This is a genomic window from Rhodovulum bhavnagarense, assembly GCF_004343505.1.
Classification (GTDB): Bacteria; Pseudomonadota; Alphaproteobacteria; order Rhodobacterales; family Rhodobacteraceae; genus Rhodovulum; species Rhodovulum bhavnagarense.
Genome location: NZ_SLXU01000002.1, coordinates 244,720 through 261,396 on the forward strand (window position 1 = coordinate 244,720; position 16,677 = coordinate 261,396).

Annotated in this window: 14 protein-coding genes; all 14 read left to right on the forward strand. The window is 65.4% G+C overall.

Annotated features, from left to right (window positions below; genetic code table 11):
• The first annotated feature begins 6 nt into the window (after positions 1–6).
• The 14 genes from EV663_RS04775 to ftsA all read left to right on the forward strand — a co-directional run bounded on the left by EV663_RS04775 (position 7) and on the right by ftsA (position 16,643).
• Positions 7–1,491 (forward strand): UDP-N-acetylmuramoyl-L-alanyl-D-glutamate--2,6-diaminopimelate ligase, encoded by a 1,485-nt coding sequence (locus tag EV663_RS04775; protein ID WP_132950642.1) that lies wholly within the window; start codon positions 7–9, stop codon positions 1,489–1,491.
• Entirely contained in the window at positions 1,488–2,936 is a 1,449-nt protein-coding gene (locus EV663_RS04780; protein WP_132950643.1) for a UDP-N-acetylmuramoyl-tripeptide--D-alanyl-D-alanine ligase, read from the forward strand. Before EV663_RS04775 ends, EV663_RS04780 begins: the two co-directional genes overlap by 4 nt.
• Complete coding sequence (gene mraY / locus EV663_RS04785) at positions 2,936–4,021, forward strand: phospho-N-acetylmuramoyl-pentapeptide-transferase (protein ID WP_132950644.1); 1,086 nt, start codon at positions 2,936–2,938, stop codon at positions 4,019–4,021. The genes EV663_RS04780 and mraY overlap by 1 nt, the downstream gene beginning before the upstream one ends.
• A gap of 28 nt (positions 4,022–4,049) precedes the next feature.
• The gene (locus EV663_RS04790; RefSeq protein WP_132950645.1) at positions 4,050–4,454 is read left to right on the forward strand and encodes a hypothetical protein; all 405 of its coding nucleotides are present in this window, start codon (positions 4,050–4,052) and stop codon (positions 4,452–4,454) included.
• 87 nt (positions 4,455–4,541) lie between these two features.
• Positions 4,542–5,945 carry a UDP-N-acetylmuramoyl-L-alanine--D-glutamate ligase gene (gene murD / locus EV663_RS04795; protein WP_132950646.1) on the forward strand — a complete coding sequence of 468 codons (1,404 nt, stop codon included), beginning with the start codon at positions 4,542–4,544 and terminating at the stop codon, positions 5,943–5,945.
• Positions 5,946–6,232: 287 nt separating this feature from the next.
• Complete coding sequence (locus EV663_RS04800; RefSeq protein WP_165910129.1) at positions 6,233–7,411, forward strand: type III PLP-dependent enzyme; 1,179 nt, start codon at positions 6,233–6,235, stop codon at positions 7,409–7,411.
• A 111-nt stretch (positions 7,412–7,522) separates the two neighbouring features.
• On the forward strand, positions 7,523–8,692 hold the full coding sequence (gene ftsW, locus EV663_RS04805; RefSeq protein ID WP_132950648.1) for a putative lipid II flippase FtsW: 1,170 nt from the start codon (positions 7,523–7,525) through the stop codon (positions 8,690–8,692).
• Positions 8,689–9,789: a UDP-N-acetylglucosamine--N-acetylmuramyl-(pentapeptide) pyrophosphoryl-undecaprenol N-acetylglucosamine transferase gene (locus tag EV663_RS04810; RefSeq protein WP_132950649.1), complete on the forward strand. Its 1,101-nt coding sequence runs from the start codon at positions 8,689–8,691 to the stop codon at positions 9,787–9,789. Before ftsW ends, EV663_RS04810 begins: the two co-directional genes overlap by 4 nt.
• Complete coding sequence (gene murC, locus EV663_RS04815; RefSeq protein ID WP_132950650.1) at positions 9,786–11,183, forward strand: UDP-N-acetylmuramate--L-alanine ligase; 1,398 nt, start codon at positions 9,786–9,788, stop codon at positions 11,181–11,183. Before EV663_RS04810 ends, murC begins: the two co-directional genes overlap by 4 nt.
• Positions 11,184–11,189: 6 nt before the next feature.
• Positions 11,190–12,377, forward strand: a complete 1,188-nt coding sequence (locus EV663_RS04820) for an APC family permease (RefSeq protein WP_132950651.1) — start codon at positions 11,190–11,192, stop codon at positions 12,375–12,377.
• Positions 12,378–12,553: 176 nt separating this feature from the next.
• Positions 12,554–13,489 carry a UDP-N-acetylmuramate dehydrogenase gene (murB, locus tag EV663_RS04825; protein ID WP_132950652.1) on the forward strand — a complete coding sequence of 312 codons (936 nt, stop codon included), beginning with the start codon at positions 12,554–12,556 and terminating at the stop codon, positions 13,487–13,489.
• A gap of 81 nt (positions 13,490–13,570) precedes the next feature.
• Positions 13,571–14,449 (forward strand): D-alanine--D-alanine ligase, encoded by an 879-nt coding sequence (locus EV663_RS04830; protein WP_243697868.1) that lies wholly within the window; start codon positions 13,571–13,573, stop codon positions 14,447–14,449.
• Positions 14,437–15,315, forward strand: coding sequence for a cell division protein FtsQ/DivIB (locus tag EV663_RS04835; protein ID WP_132950653.1), 879 nt, complete (start codon positions 14,437–14,439; stop codon positions 15,313–15,315). Before EV663_RS04830 ends, EV663_RS04835 begins: the two co-directional genes overlap by 13 nt.
• Positions 15,312–16,643: a cell division protein FtsA gene (gene ftsA, locus EV663_RS04840; RefSeq protein ID WP_132950654.1), complete on the forward strand. Its 1,332-nt coding sequence runs from the start codon at positions 15,312–15,314 to the stop codon at positions 16,641–16,643. Before EV663_RS04835 ends, ftsA begins: the two co-directional genes overlap by 4 nt.
• Positions 16,644–16,677: the final 34 nt, after the last annotated feature.

The window sequence follows — 16,677 nt, forward strand, 5'->3', positions numbered from 1 at the left end:
GGTGGAATGACGGATCAGGCAAAGACGCTTTCGGCCCTTGGTTTGACGGCCGGTGGCGGCGCGGACCCCGTGATTACCGGCCTTTCGGTGGACAGCCGCATGGTTAAACCGGGTCACCTTTTCGCGGCCCTTCCGGGCAGCCAGGTTCACGGGGCCGACTTTGTCGGTCATGCGCTGAGGTTGGGGGCCGCCGCCATTCTGACGGATCGCAAAGGGGCCCGTCAGGCCGCCGGCGCGCTGGCGCAGTCCGGTGCCGCGCTGGTGGTGACCGAGGACCCGCGCCAGGCCCTGGCTGGCGCCGCGGCGCTGTTTTTCGGGGCTCAACCCGAAACCGTGGTCGCTGTCACTGGCACGTCGGGAAAGACATCGGTGGCCAGCTTTACCCGCCAAATATGGGATATGCTGGGCTTTTCGGCGTGCAGCCTGGGAACGATGGGCGTTCAGGGGGCGTGGTCCGCCCCGCTGGCCCACACCACGCCCGAGCCAGTGACGCTGCACCGCATGCTGTCCGAGATGGCAGCGGCAGGCGTCAGCCACGCGGCGATGGAGGCTTCCAGTCACGGGCTGGACCAGCGGCGGCTGGACGGGGTGACGCTGAAGGCTGCGGCCTTTACCAATTTCAGCCAGGATCACCTGGATTACCATGCGGATTTCGAGGCATATTTCGCCGCCAAAGCAGCGCTTTTCGAGCGGGTTCTGCCGCCTGACGGGGTGGCGGTAATCAATATCGACGAGGCGCGGGGCGTGCAGATGCGTGCGCTGGCAGAAGCGCGGGGTCAAGAGGTTCTGACCGTTGGTCGGGCCCCCGGCGCCGATCTTCGCATTCTCGATCAACGTTATGACGCGACCGGCCAGATGCTGCGTTTCGCCTGGGGCGAGGCGGTACACCTGACCCGGCTTGACCTGATCGGCGGTTTCCAGGCCGAAAACGTGCTGGCCGCGGCGGGCCTGGTGATCGCGTCGGGCGAGCCGCCCGATCAGGTCTTTCCCTTGTTCTGCGGCCTGAAAACGGTACGCGGCCGGATGGAACTGGCCGCAACCCGCGACAATGGCGCGACGGTTTTTGTCGATTACTCGCACAAACCCGGCGCGCTGGCCTCGGCACTGGCCTCGTTGCGGCCCCATGTGATGGGGCGGATCGTGGTTGTGTTCGGGGCGGGTGGTGATCGCGATCGGGGCAAGCGCCCGCTGATGGGGCAGGCGGCCGCCCAACATGCCGATGTTGTATATGTGACAGACGATAACCCAAGATCCGAGAAACCGGCCATGATCCGTGCAGAAATCCTGCAAGGTTGTCCTTCTGCGATAGAGGTCGGTGACCGGGCCGAGGCCATCTTGAGGGCGGTCGACACCCTGTCGGCGGGCGATGCGCTGCTCATTGCGGGCAAGGGGCACGAGACCGGCCAGATCGTGGGCGATGACGTGTTTCCCTTTGATGACCGTGAACAGGCCAGCGTTGCGGTGGCCGCGCTGGACGGGCGAATGACATGAGCGCGCTCTGGACCGCGGCAGAGGCTGCCGCCGCCACCGGGGGGCGCGTCACCTGCGACTGGCAAGCAGACGGTGTTTCCATCGATACGCGCGCCTTGGCGCCGGGGGATCTGTTCGTCGCGCTGACAGATCGCCGCGACGGACATGATTTCGTCGCCGAGGCGCTTGGCAAGGGCGCGGCGGCGGCGCTTGTCTCGCATGTTCCCGGCGGGGTGGCACCCGATGCCCCGCTCTTGATCGTCGCGGATGTTCTGGATGCCTTGCAGGCTCTTGGCCGGGCCGGGCGGGAACGCTCACGGGCAAAAGTGGTGGCGGTCACCGGGTCGGCGGGCAAGACATCGACCAAGGAAATGCTGCGCCACGTACTGGCCGGGCAGGGCCGCGTGCATGCCGCCGAGGCCAGTTTCAACAACCATTGGGGCGTGCCCCTGACGCTGGCCCGCCTACCGCGCGATGCCGCCTTCGCGGTGGTCGAGATCGGCATGAACCATCCCGGCGAGATTGCGCCCTTGGCCCGGTTGGTGCGCCCCGACGTGGCACTCATTACCACGATTGCGCCCGCACACCTGGCGGCCTTTGACGACTTGGCGGGCATCGCGCGCGAGAAAGGCGCGATTTTTACCGGGTTGGTGCCGGGGGGGACGGCGATCTATCCCGGTGATCTGGATGTCAGCCCGATCCTGGCCGAGGCGGCCCGGGCAGAGGCCGGTGATATCTTGACCTTTGGTCATGCAAAAGAATGCACCTTCAGGCTGAAAGGTGTTGAATTTCATGAAAATTCCATGGTCGTTCAAGCCCGCGGCCCGGTGCGGGAGCTGTTATTCAAGATCCAGAGTGCCGGGCGCCATTTCGCGATGAACGCCCTGGGCGTGCTGGCCGTGGCCGAAAGCCTGGGCATGGATGGTGCGGTGGCCGCCTGTGACCTGGCCGCCTGGGTGCCGCCGGCAGGCCGGGGAGAGCGGCTGCGCATCGCGCTGGACATGGTCGAGGACCAGCTTGCGGTCGAGGTGATCGACGATGCCTTCAACGCCAATCCAGCCTCGATCGCTTGTGCGCTGGAGGTGCTGGCCGCCGCCCGTCCACAGGACGGGGTCGGGCGTATCGCGCGCGGCAGGCGCATTGCCATCCTGGGCGACATGTTGGAACTCGGTCCCCAGGAACAGGCATTGCATGCCGGGCTGGCCGACTTGCCCGCGATGACAAAGGTCGATCTCGTCCATTGCGTCGGGCCCCGGATGCGTGCGCTTTATTTTGCCTTGCCGTTGAAAAAGCGCGGCCAGTGGTTCGACGAGGCCGAGCCGCTGGCGCGCAAGATTCATCACATGATCGATGCTGGCGACGTGGTCCTGGTCAAGGGATCAAAGGGCAGCCGGGTCTCGATGGTGGTTGACGCTCTTCGGAAATTGGGACAAGCGGTCCCCGCACCGCAGGAGGAGCCCGAATAATGCTGTACTGGCTGGCCGACCTTTCTGATGGGGGCGGGGCGTTCAATCTGTTCCGCTATATCACCTTCCGGGCGGGTGGCGCCTTTCTGACGGCGCTGATCTTTAGTTTCTTGTTCGGTCGACCTCTGATCAACCTTCTGAAGAAAAAACAGAAAAATGGTCAGCCCATTCGCGAGGACGGACCGCAGAGCCACCTTGAGACCAAGACGGGCACACCCACGATGGGGGGGGTGCTGATCTTGGGGGCGCTGATCTTTTCCACGCTGCTCTGGGCGCGGCTGGATACCGCCTATATCTGGATGCTGCTTTTCGTTACGCTCTCGTTTGGCGCCATCGGCTTTGCCGATGATTATGCCAAGGTGTCGCGCAACAATGCAAAGGGCGTGCCCGGTCGCTTGCGGTTCGGCCTTGGCCTGCTGATCGCGGCGATTGCCGGGGTCTGGGCGGCGCAGCTCCACCCAGATGGCCTGAGCTATCAACTGGCTTTGCCGGTTTTCAAGGACACGCTGATCAATCTGGGTTTCTTCTTCGTGCCCTTTGCCATGCTGGTGATCGTGGGATCGGCCAACGCGGTGAACCTGACCGACGGGCTTGACGGGCTGGCGATCATGCCGGTGATGATCGCCGCGGGTGCGCTGGGCGTGATTGCCTACGCGGTGGGCCGGGTGGATTTCACCGAGTATCTCGACGTGCATTACGTGCCGGGAACTGGCGAAATCCTGATCTTTACCGCCGCGCTGATCGGCGGCGGGCTGGGATTCCTGTGGTATAACGCCCCGCCTGCGGCTGTGTTCATGGGCGACACGGGGTCGCTTGCGCTGGGCGGTGCGCTGGGCGCGATCGCGGTGGCGACCAAGCATGAAATCGTCCTGGCGATCGTCGGCGGCCTTTTCGTGGTCGAGGCTCTGTCGGTCATCATCCAGGTTGCATATTACAAAGCGACAAAAAAACGCGTGTTCCTCATGGCTCCGATCCATCACCATTTCGAGAAGAAAGGATGGGCCGAAGCCCAGATCGTGATTCGGTTCTGGATCATCAGTCTCATCCTCGCCCTGATCGGACTGGCAACGCTCAAGGTCCGTTGACGGGAAACCGGAGACAAAGGACATGCAGATGAAACTTGTCAGCGACAGTGCAAACGGGCCAGAGGCGCCGCGCCGCGAGGCATCGTCCTGGGGGACGCCGGATCTTCACGCGGTTACCCCGCAGGTCAGGTTGAACCACTGGAACGGTATACCGCCTTACGCCATCTGGGCCTTTGCCGCCTTCCTCATGCTGGAGGCGGTGATGTTTTCCGGTCAGATCGTTCCCTATTGCGAGGCGAACTTTGCCCAGCCGCAGAATTGCGCGCCGATCTTTACCAAGATATTCCCGCTCGCGATTTCACTTGTCCTGCTCTACCCGGTCGTGACCGGGGCAGCGCGTCGTATGGGCGGCAATCGTATCACGGCACAGGTCTTTGTCTTTCTTGCGGCCTTCGTGCCCCTGATGATGCTGAGCTGGCACTACATGCTGTAAGCGCCCGGCCCGCGCCCCTGCGCGGGCCGGCTTGCATCGCACGTGCCCCGCGTCCATCGTCGTCGCTATCCATCGAGAGGGGCGGGCATGATTCAGGTATGCGGATTTGACGGGGCCTGCGTGGCGGTTCTGGGGTTGGGGCGGTCTGGTCTTTCAGCCGCGCGAAGCCTGCGTGCAGGCGGTGCCGAGGTCTGGGCTTGGGACGACAACGCAGACGCGCGCGAGCGTGCCACGGCCGAGGGTTTCACGGTTCGCGACCTGTCCGCCCCGGGTGCGCTTGACCAGGTCGCGATGCTGGTCGTCAGCCCCGGCATTCCCCATCTTTATCCCGCGCCCAACCCGATCATCGCGGCCGCCTGGGCCGCCGGGGTGCCGGTGGACAACGATATCGGCCTGTTCTTCCGTTCTCTGGCGACGCGGGATTGGGACCGGTTCGACAGTCTGCCCCGCGTGATCGCGGTCACAGGGTCTAACGGCAAGTCCACCACCGCCGCGCTGATCGCGCATGTGATCGGTGTCTCGGGGCGGGCGGTGCAGCTGGCCGGCAATATCGGGCGCGGCGTTCTCGATATCGACCCGCCGGGCGATGGCGCGGTGGTGGTGCTGGAACTTTCCAGCTATCAGACCGAGCTTGCCCGCGCGCTGACCCCCGATATCGCGGTCCTGACCAACCTTTCGCCCGACCACCTGGACCGGCATGGAGGGCAGGGGGGATATTTCGCGGCAAAGCGCCGGCTGTTCGCCGAGGGTGGCCCGGATCGCGCGATCATCGGCGTGGACGAGGACGAGGGCCGTTTCCTGGCGAACCAGATGGCCGAAAGCCCTGCCGATGACCGCTTGATCCGCATTTCGGCCGCGGGCAAGCTGGCGGGGCCCGGCTGGTCGGTCTTTGCCCGAAAGGGGTTCTTGTCGGAGTGGCGCAAGGGCCGACAGGTGGCCAGTATCGATCTGCGCCCCATCGCGGCGCTGCCCGGCGCGCATAACCACCAGAATGCCTGCGCGGCCTATGCCGCCGCCCGATGTCTCGGTATCGCGCCGAAACAGATCGAGGCGGCATTTAACGGCTTTCGCGGATTGCCCCATCGCAGTCAATTGGTGGCCGAGCGTGACGGCGTGCGGTTCGTCAACGATTCCAAGGCCACCAACGCGGCCAGCGCCGCGATGGCGCTCGCGGCCTTTCCGCGGGTCCGCTGGATTTGCGGCGGGCTGGAAAAACAAGGTGGGCTCGCGCCGATACGGCCTCATCTCGGCCATGTCGCCAAGGCCTATGTCATCGGTCGCGAGGCGGCATCCTTTGCCCTGCATCTGCGCGATGTCCCCCACGAGGTCTGCACCACGATGGCGGTAGCCGTGGCCCGCGCCAGCGCCGAGGCCCAGCCGGGCGAAGTGGTTCTGCTTGCACCTGCGGCGGCCAGCTTTGACCAATACGACAATTTCGAGGCCCGCGGAGCCGATTTCATCGCGGAGGTGGAGCGGGCGGGCCGGGCGTGACCACCGCGCCCGCAAGTTCCGGCGCGCGCGCCCTTGGCCGGTCTGGGCATGGGTATTTGGGCCAAGAAGAAGGCAGCAGGGCGCGCGGGCTGGCAAAGGGTGCGGCATTCGGGCAAAGCGAAGAGGTTTTTCCCTCTCTGCGCGCATTGGGTCTTGCGCCGACTCGGGCATGGCCCTAACTGCGCGCGCACAGACGCCAACGCACGCGCCTCTGGCCGGACGGGTTACGCAGCGACGGTAACGTCTCCCTTGGAGCCGGGCATTCTTGCCCAGACGGTCTATTGGAGATGACCATGTACGCTACGTCCGCCGAAGATTTCGGCCATTTTCCCTTTTTTGCGACCACCCGCGCAGAAGCGCATATCCACAATCGCCAGTTCGACCGCCCCACGCTGGTGATCGATGCCGACGCGATCGCCGCGCGGTTCCGCGCGCTGCGTGACGGTCTGGGACGCGCGGCCATCCATTACGCGGTCAAGGCAAATCCCGCGCCCGAGATCATCGCCCGACTTGCCGCCGAGGGATGCAGGTTCGACGCTGCCTCGCGCGCGGAGATCGAGCTTTGCCTTTCCGCGGGTGCGGCCCCGAGCGATATTTCCTTCGGCAACACGATCAAGCGGGCGCGCGATATCGCCTTTGCCCATGGCGCGGGTCTGACGTTGTTTGCTGCCGATGCCGAAGAAGAGTTGGACAAGCTGGCCGCGCATGCGCCGGGCACAGAGGTCTATATCCGCGTCCTGGTCGGCGCGACAGAGGCCGATTGGCCGCTGAGCCGCAAGTTCGGCTGTGCGCCCGCCAAGGTCGAACCGCTTCTTGCGCGCGCTGCGCGACTTGGTTTGCGCGCGGTGGGGCTGTCTTTTCACGTGGGCAGCCAGACCCGGCGCGCCGCGATGTGGGCGCCGGTGCTGGACGAGGTGGCGCAGGTCTGGCATGCGGCGCGGGCCGCGGGGCATGGGTTGGAGTTGTTGAACATCGGCGGCGGTTTCCCGGCCTTTTACGGCGAGCCGGTCGAGGCACCCGGCATTTACGGGGCACAGGTGATGGGGCTGATCAAGGACTATTTCGGCCGCGTTCCCAGGGTGATGGCCGAGCCGGGTCGCGGCATGGTGGCCGAGGCGGGCGCGATTGCGGCCGAGGTCATGCTGGTGGCGCGCAAATGCGATAGCGATGCCTATCGCTGGGTCTATCTCGATATCGGCAAGTTCTCGGGGTTGGCCGAGACCATGGACGAGGCGATCCGCTACCAGTTCCTGACCGGGCGCGAGCACGAGCCTTCGGGGCCGTGCATCCTGGCTGGGCCCTCCTGTGACAGCGCCGATGTGCTGTATGAAAAGCGGCCGGTAAACCTGCCGCTGGGTCTGAAGGCCGGCGACCGGATCATCATCCGCAACGCGGGGGCCTACACGGCCAGCTATGCCTCGGTAGGATTCAACGGGTTTCCGCCGCTTGATGTCGTGGTGATCTGAACCCGCGTTCCGGCGCCGGCCTTTCCCTGCTGGCGCCGGGACCGCTTTGGCGTTACACTGCTGCCCAGACCCGGAAAACGGGCGCAACTGAGACAGTCGAGCGGTGAGAGCATGACGGAAATGGTCTACGGGACCGTGCCCATCCGGGCCGGTGATCCTGTCCTGCCACGCTGGTGGCGGACGGTCGACAAGTGGACGATGTCCTGTGTCCTGATGCTGTTCGGGATCGGGTTGTTGCTGGGGCTTGCGGCCTCGCCCCCGCTGGCGGCCAAGAACGGGTTCGATGCCTTTCATTACGTCGAGCGGCAGGCGATCTTTGGCGCGATGGCGCTGGGCGTGATGCTGCTGGTTTCGATGATGTCGCCCGACCTGGTGCGCCGGCTCGGTGTGCTGGGGTTTGTTGCGGCGTTCGTCGCACTATTGATGTTGCCCTTTCTGGGTACCGATTTCGGCAAGGGCGCGGTGCGTTGGTACTCGCTTGGTTTTGCCAGTGTCCAGCCCTCGGAATTCCTGAAACCGGCCTTCGTGATCCTTGCTGCCTGGCTTATGTCTGCGGCGCAGGATGTGAACGGGCCGCCCGGACGGGCATTGTCGTTGGCGGTGGCGCTGGTGGTGGTTGGATTCCTTGCGATGCAACCCGATTTCGGGCAGGCTGCGCTGGTCCTTTTTGCGTGGGGGGTGATGTATTTCGTGGCGGGCGCCTCGCTGATCCTGCTGGTGGCACTGGCGGGCGGGGTGATTGTCGCAGGCATGGTCGCCTATCAGAACTCTGAACATTTCGCGCGCCGCATCGACGGGTTTCTCAGCCCCGAGATCGATCCGCGAACCCAGCTCGGCTATGCGGTGAACGCGATCCAGGAGGGCGGCTTTTTCGGGGTCGGCGTCGGTGAGGGGCAAGTAAAATGGTCGTTGCCCGATGCGCATACCGATTTCATCATCGCGGTTGCGGCAGAGGAATACGGCCTGATCCTGGTACTGGCCATCATCATGCTTTACGCGATGATCGTTCTGCGTTCGCTTTACCGGCTCATGCGTGAACGCGACAGCTTTATTCGGCTCGCCGGTACCGGGCTGGTCTGCATGTTCGGGGTGCAGGCCTTGATCAACATGGGCGTGGCGGTGAAACTGTTGCCGGCCAAGGGTATGACCCTTCCTTTCGTGAGCTATGGCGGCTCGTCGATCATCGCGGGCGGCATCGCGGTGGGGGCTCTGATGGCCTTTACCCGGACCCGGCCACAAGGTGAGATCGGCGATATCCTGCGCCGCAGGGGGCGGCGATGAGCGCGCCGCACCTGGTCATTGCCGCAGGCGGCACCGGTGGACACATGTTCCCGGCGCAGGCTCTGGCGGAAACCATGCTGGCGCGGGGCTGGCGGGTGACCTTGTCGACCGATGCGCGCGGTGCGCGCTACGCGGGGGGCTTTCCGCCAGAGGTCATCATCCGGCGGGTCGCCGCCGAAAGCCCGGCGCGCGGGGGAGGGCTGAGCCGTGCCCTTGCCCCGTTCCGGCTGGGCGTGGGCGTGGCGGCCGAGATCTTGCGGATGCGCGCGGACCGACCCTCGGTGGTGGCGGGTTTCGGCGGCTATCCGTCCTTTCCGGCGCTGAGCGCGGCGATCGTGCTGGGCCTGCCGCGGATGATTCATGAACAAAACGGGGTTCTGGGCCGGGTGAACCGGCTGTTGGCCCGCAAGGTTCACGCGGTTGCCTGTGGCACCTGGCCCGCGGACCTGCCCGAAGGGGTCGAGGGTATCCATACCGGCAACCCGGTTCGTGCCGCGGTTCTGGAGCGCGCGGGCGCCCCTTATATCCCGCCGGGCGACTACCCGATGAGCCTGGTCGCCATCGGCGGCAGCCAGGGTGCGCGGTCACTTTCGGACAGCGTTCCTGCCGCTGTTGCGGCCCTGCCCGACGCGATGCGCCGCCGCCTGCGCCTGTCGCACCAGGCCCGCGCCGAGGATGTCGCGCGCGTCATCGCGGCCTATGCCCAGGCTGGGGTGGAGGCTGACGTGCGTCCCTTTTTCGACGATATCCCGGCGCGCCTTGCCGAGGCGCAGCTTGTCATTTCGCGTGCGGGGGCCTCGTCGATCGCCGATATATCGGTGATCGGGCGTCCCGCGATCCTGATCCCGTTCCCCCATGCCACGCAGGACCACCAGAGTGCGAACGCGCGCGGCCTGGTCGATGCGGGCGCGGCGATCCTTCTGCCGGAATCCAGCCTTGATGCAGCCCGGCTTTCGGACCAGATCGCAACGGTCCTGGCGCAGCCCGAGGGGGCGGTGCGCATGGCGCGGGCGGCCTTGTCCTATGGTAAACCGCATGCCGCCGAGGCATTGGCCCAGATCGTCGAGGCGCTGGCGGGGCAAGGGGGCGAGGGATGAACGCGGCGACAAAACTTCCGACCGATGTGGGGCCGATCCATTTCGTGGGCATTGGCGGTATCGGCATGTCGGGAATTGCCGAGGTGCTTCTCAATCTGGGCTATACGGTCCAGGGGTCCGACCTCAAGGCCAGCCCGATAACCGAGCGGCTGGCGGGGCTTGGCGCGACGATTTTTGTCGGCCAGAGTGCAGAGAACCTGCGAGGCGCCGAGGTGGTGGTGATCTCGTCAGCGATCAAGCAAGGCAACCCCGAACTCGATGCGGCCCGTCTGGCCGGGCTGCCCGTGGTGCGCCGGGCCGAGATGCTGGCAGAGCTGATGCGCCTGAAATCCAATGTCGCGGTTGCGGGCACCCATGGCAAGACCACCACGACCACCATGGTGGCGACCCTGCTAGATGCGGGGGGGCTCGATCCCACGGTCATCAATGGCGGCATCATCCACGCCTACGGTTCAAATGCGCGGATGGGCGAGGGCGAATGGATGGTGGTGGAGGCCGACGAATCCGACGGCACCTTCAACCGTTTGCCCGCAACGGTTGCCATCGTCACCAATATCGACCCCGAGCACATGGAACATTGGGGAAGTTTCGATGCGCTGCGCCAGGGGTTTTACGAATTCGTCTCGAATATCCCCTTCTATGGTCTGGCTGTCTGTTGCACCGATCACCCCGAGGTCCAGGCGCTGGTGGGCCGTGTCACCGACCGCAAGGTGGTGACCTTCGGTTTTAACGCGCAGGCCGATGTGCGCGCGATCAACCTGCGTTACGAAAACGGTAGTGCCCATTTCGACGTGGCCTTGCAGGCCGAGGAAAAGGTGATCGAGGGGTGCATCCTGCCGATGCCGGGCGATCACAATGTCAGCAATGCATTGGCGGCGGTTGCCGTGGCCCGTCATCTGGGCATGAAGACAGGCCAGATCCGTGCTGCACTTGCCGGCTTCAGGGGGGTGAACCGCCGCTTTACCCGCGTGGGCGAGGTGGGTGGCATCACCATCATCGACGATTACGGCCATCACCCCGTGGAAATCGCCGCTGTCCTGCGTGCCGCGCGGCAGGCCACGCGGGGCCGTGTCATCGCCGTGCATCAGCCGCACCGCTATTCCCGTCTGCATTCGCTGTTCGACGATTTCTGCACCTGTTTCAACGATGCAGATGTCGTTGCCATTGCCGAGGTCTATGCCGCCGGCGAAGATCCGATCCCCGGCATCAGCCGTGACGATTTGGTGGCGGGGCTGATCCGCCATGGTCACCGTCACGCCCGCGCACTGTTATGCGAGGACGATCTCGAACGGCTGGTGCGCGAACAGGCAGGGCCGGGGGACATGGTGGTTTGCCTCGGCGCGGGTACGATCAGCACATGGGCCAACAACCTGCCAAGGCGGCTGGGGGGCTAGGTGGTCATGGCCGAGGCGCTGAAGCGGCGGATCGGCCTTGGATTGCTCACCGCCTATGGCGTGGGGGTGATGGTCGGCGCCGGCATCTACGTGATGGTTGGCGCCGTGGCCGGTGCCGCCGGGGTCTGGGCACCCTTGGGTTTCCTTGTGGCCGGGCTGATCGCCGTGCCCTCGGCATTGTCTTATGCCGAACTGTCCACCCGCATCCCCGAGGCCGCGGGCGAGGCCGCCTTTGTTCAACAGGGGCTCGGACTGCGCTGGCTTTCGGTCGCGGTGGGGTTGGCCATCGTGCTGGCTGGGCTGGTATCGGCGGCGGCCGTTCTGCGGGGCGGGACCGGATATCTGGTTTCGGTGCTGCCGGTTCCGTTCACACCTGCGCTCTTGATGTTGGGGGCTGGGCTCGTGCTGGTTGCAGTGCTTGGCGTTCTGGAAAGTCTCTTGCTTGCTGCCGTCTTTACCGTGGTCGAACTGGCGGGGCTTGTCCTGGTGATCTACGCGGGAATGCAGGCCGTGCCGGTGGCGGACTGGTCCGCGCCACCCGATATGCCCTTTACGGGCCTCGCGCTGGCTGCGCTGCTGGCGTTTTTTGCCTTCATCGGGTTCGAGGACATCGTCAACATGGCCGAAGAGGTCGATAATCCCGTCCGCACCCTGCCGCGCGCGATCCTGTTGTCGCTCGTGATTACTTCGCTGGTTTACGTGGGTGTGGCCGTCGCGGCGGTGCGCGCGGTTCCCGCCGCCGAACTGGCCTCGACCGAACGGCCGCTGGCCCTGGTATGGGCACGCGGAACGGGGGGCGACCCGGCCTTTCTGTCGATGATCGCGGTATTCGCGGCGCTGAACGGTGTTCTGGCGCAGATAGTGATGGCTGCCCGCGTGCTGTTCGGCCTTGGTCGGCATACAGGATGGCTGGCGATTTTCCACCACGCCCATCCACGGTTCGGCACCCCGTTCAAGGCGACGGTGCTTGTCGGTGCGGGGGTCCTGGCGGCGGCGCTGGCGCTGCCGGTGGCGGTGCTGGCTGGGATGACATCGGGGGTGTTGTTGGTGGTGTTCGCGCTGGTCAATCTCTCGTTGATCCGGCTAAAGCAGCGCGCGCCAGAGGCCGCTTTTCGCGTTGGTCCCTGGGTGCCGTGGCTCGGTCTACTGACCGCGCTCGGGGCGCTGGCGCTGTCCTTGGCGGGGCTGGTGTGAACGGGCCATCGCCCTCGGCTTGTCGGTAGCCGCCGGCCAGGCGCGGATAGGTGGGCGGGTATCCAGCCAAGAATGCGTCGCGCTGATCCCTTGTGTCGGTCCGGCCCGTTTCAGGAGTGGCGTTGCGGTCCTGCCGATCCTGCTCTATGCGCTGGGGCATGGAACGGATACCAGAAATGGCCCAAATGCCTGCAGTTCGCGGCAGTCTGACACGGAACAAGCCGCTGAGCGACCTGACCTGGCTACGCGTCGGCGGGCCGGCGGAGTGGCTTTTTCAGCCCGCCGATCTCGACGACCTGGCCGCGTTCCTAAAGGCACTGTCGCCCGATGTGCCGGTCTTTCCCATCGGCGCGGGCTCTAACCTGATCGTGCGCGATGGAGGAATGGGCGGCGTGGTGATCCGGTTGGGACGTGGGTTCAACGGGATCGTGGTCGCCGGCGATCGCGTTACGGCTGGGGCGGCGGCGCTTGATGCCCATGTCGCCCGGCGCGCCGCGGCGGCCGGGGTGGACCTGACCTTTCTGCGTACCATACCGGGCATGATTGGTGGCGCGGTGCGCATGAATGCGGGGTGTTACGGGCGCTATGTCGCGGATGTCTTCGTAGAGGCGCGCGCTGTAACGCGAGAGGGCCGGGTGGTGCGGCTGGGCGCCGATGACCTGGGCTTTGGTTATCGCGAGACCATGCTCGCCCCTGATACCGTGATCGTCGAGGCAAGCTTTCAGGGCAGTTTGGGTGATCCGGAGATGCTTGAGGCTGCAATGGCCGACCAGATTGAACGGCGTGACGCGACACAGCCCACGCGCGCACGCTCGGCCGGCTCGACCTTTCGCAACCCGGCAGGTGTTAGTTCGACCGGCCATGCGGACGATACGCAGGATCTGAAAGCCTGGACCCTGATCGACCGGGCGGGGATGCGCGGGGCGCGCCGCGGCGGGGCGCAGATTTCGGAGAAGCACTCGAATTTTCTTATCAATACCGGGGGGGCCACCGCCGCCGATCTTGAGGGCCTCGGCGATGAGGTCCGAAAAAAAGTTTTTCAAGAGACCGGAATACGGCTAGACTGGGAAATCATGAGGGTCGGTAAACCGGCCCCGCAAGGCGGTTTGTAAAAGGGGCCACGAGACGCCCCGACAAGAGGCTAGATAGTGGCGGGCGAGTCGAGCAGGACAGCCCCTAGAATTGCGGTACTGATGGGCGGTCCTTCGGCAGAGCGCGAAGTTTCGCTCGTGTCGGGGCGTGCTTGCGCGGCCGCACTCAGGGGCGAAGGCTATGAGGTCGTGGAAATCGACGCCGGGCGCGATCTTTCCGAGCGTCTGTCTGCCTGTGCGCCCGACGTGGTGTTCAATGCGCTGCATGGGCGGTGGGGCGAAGATGGGTGTGTGCAGGGGATGCTGGAATGGCTGCGCCTGCCCTATACCCATTCGGGCGTTCTGGCCTCGGCGCTGGCGATGGACAAACAGCGATCGAAACAGGCCTTTCGCGCCGCGGGCCTGCCCGTGGTCGAGAGTGTCATCGCCCGCAGGACCGAGGTCGAGGCCGCACATGTGATGGCGCCGCCCTACGTGGTCAAGCCCAACAACGAGGGCTCGTCGGTGGGTATCCATATTGTCCGGTCCGAGGTCGACACCCCGCCGCGACTGGGCGGGCAGATGCCGGACATAGTAATGGTCGAGGCCTATGCGCCCGGGCGTGAGCTGACTGCAACGGTGATGGGAGACCGGGCGCTTACGGTGACCGATATCCTGACCGATGGCTGGTATGATTATCACGCAAAATACGCCGAGGGTGGTTCGCGTCACGTGGTGCCCGCCGATATCCCGTCCGAGATATTCGAGGCCTGCCTCGCGTATGCGCTGCGCGCGCACCGGGCGCTTGGCTGCCGGGGGCTGAGCCGCACCGATTTTCGTTGGGATGAAGCGCGGGGGCTGGACGGGCTGATCCTGTTGGAAACCAATACCCAGCCGGGAATGACCCCGACCTCTCTATCGCCCGAGCAAGCGGCAAGTTGCGGGATCTCTTTCGGCGCGCTTTGTCGCTGGATCGTGGAGGATGCCTCATGCGCGCGCTGACGCCGCCCGCCCGTGATCCCGCGCCCTCGCGTCTGGCCTACCGGTTCGAGCGGCTTTGGTTGACGCCGTTGTTCCGCAAGGCGTTGTTGCGGGGCGGGCCGGTTTTGCTGATCGCCGCCTTGCCCGGCTTGTGGTTGACAGATGCCGATCGTCGCGAGGCCTTTGCCGGACAGCTTGCCACACTGCGCCACGAGATCGCCACGCGGCCGGAATTCATGGTCAAGCTGATGGCGATCGACGGCGCCTCGCCCGAATTGGACGAGGACATCCGCGAGGTTCTGCCGCTTGATTTCCCGGTATCCTCGTTCGATCTGGACCTTGAGGCGATGCGCGAGACAGTGATCGGGCTGGATGCTGTGCGCTCGGCCGATCTGCATGTTCGCCCGGGCGGTATCCTCGAATTGACGGTTGTTCAGCGTGTGCCCGCCGTGATCTGGCGCAGCGACAACGGATTGGAACTGCTGGATCGGTCGGGCAACCGGGTGGCGCCGCTGGCGCGACGGATTGCGCGCCCTGACCTGCCGCTGATCGCTGGCGCGGGGGCCGATCGCGCCGTGCCCGAGGCGATGGCGCTGATCGCGGTGGCCGGGCCTGTGCGCGACCGGCTGCGCGGACTGGTGCGGATGGGCGAGCGGCGCTGGGACGTGGTGTTGGACCGTGACCAGCGTATCCTTCTGCCTGAACGGGGCGCGCTGGAAACACTGGAACGGGTGATTGCGCTGGACCAGGTTTCCGACATGCTGGCGCGCGATGTGCGGGCGGTGGACATGCGCAACCCGGCGCGGCCGACGCTGCGGCTGGCCCCCGGCGCGGTGGATGAATTGCAACGCATAAGAAGACTTCAGGCAGGAGCAAACGAGGGATGACCGATCTCTACCAATCGCAGCGGGCGATGCGGCGCATGCGGCAGCAGGCGATGGAGCGTGGCGTGATCGCCATTCTGGACGTGGGCAGTTCCAAGATCGCCTGTCTTGTCCTGCGCTTTGATGGTGCGGCACCCGCCGGTGGCGAGGGTGTGGCGGCGCTGGCCGGCCAGTCTCGCTTTCGCGTGATCGGGGCGGCGACCACGCGCTCGCGCGGGATCAGGTTCGGTGACATCCATGCCATGAACGAGGCCGAGCGGGCGATCCGCACCGCCGTTCAGGCCGCGCAGAAAATGGCGCGGGTCCGGGTCGATCACGTCATCGCCTGTTTCTCGGGGGCCAATCCGCGCTCTTACGGGTTGGACGGGGCCATCGATCTGGATGAGGGCCAGGTCGGCGAGACCGATGTCGCGCGCGTGCTGGCCGCGTGCGAAATGCCGCCGATTGGGGCGGGGCGCGAGGTTTTGCACGCACAGCCGGTGAACTTCGCCCTCGATCATCGCTCTGGCCTCAGCGATCCGCGCGGACAGATCGGCAACCGGCTGGCCTGTGACATGCATCTGCTGACAGTCGATGAAAGCGCCGTTCAGAACCTGGTGCATTGCATCAAGCGCTGCGATCTCGAACTGGCGGGGCTTGCCTCTTCGGCCTATGTCGCGGGCATTTCCAGTCTCGTGGAGGACGAGCAGGAACTGGGCGCGGCCTGCATCGACATGGGAGGCGGGGCAACAGGCCTGTCGATCTTCATCAAGAAGCACATGATCTATGCCGATAGCGTGCGACTTGGCGGCGACCATGTCAGCCTGGACATTTCCAAGGGGCTTCAGGTTCCGCTGGCCACGGCCGAGCGGATCAAGGCGCTTTATGGCGGGGTCGTCGCCACCGGCATGGATGATCGCGAGATGATCGGCCTGGGGGGTGATAGCGGCGATTTCGAACGTGATAGCCGCACCGTCAGCCGCGCCGAACTGATCGGCATCATGCGGCCGCGGGTGGAGGAGATCTTCGAAGACGTGCGCGCCCGCCTGGACGCGGCGGGGTTCGAGCATCTGCCCTCGCGCCAGATCGTGCTGACCGGGGCGGGCAGCCAGATCCCCGGCCTTGACGGGCTGGCAGCGCGCATTCTGGGCCAGCAGGTGCGGCTCGGCCGTCCGCTGCGTGTCCAAGGGTTGCCGCAATCGGCCACGGGGCCGGGATTTGCCGCGGCGGTTGGGCTGTGCCTGTTTGCGGCGCATCCGCAGGACGAGTGGTGGGACTTCGATATCGCCACGGAACGCTATCCGGCGCGGTCGCTCAAAAGGGCGGTGCGCTGGTTCAAGGAGAACTGGTAACCCCAATATGTCGCGTCATCGGCAAAATCCCGCG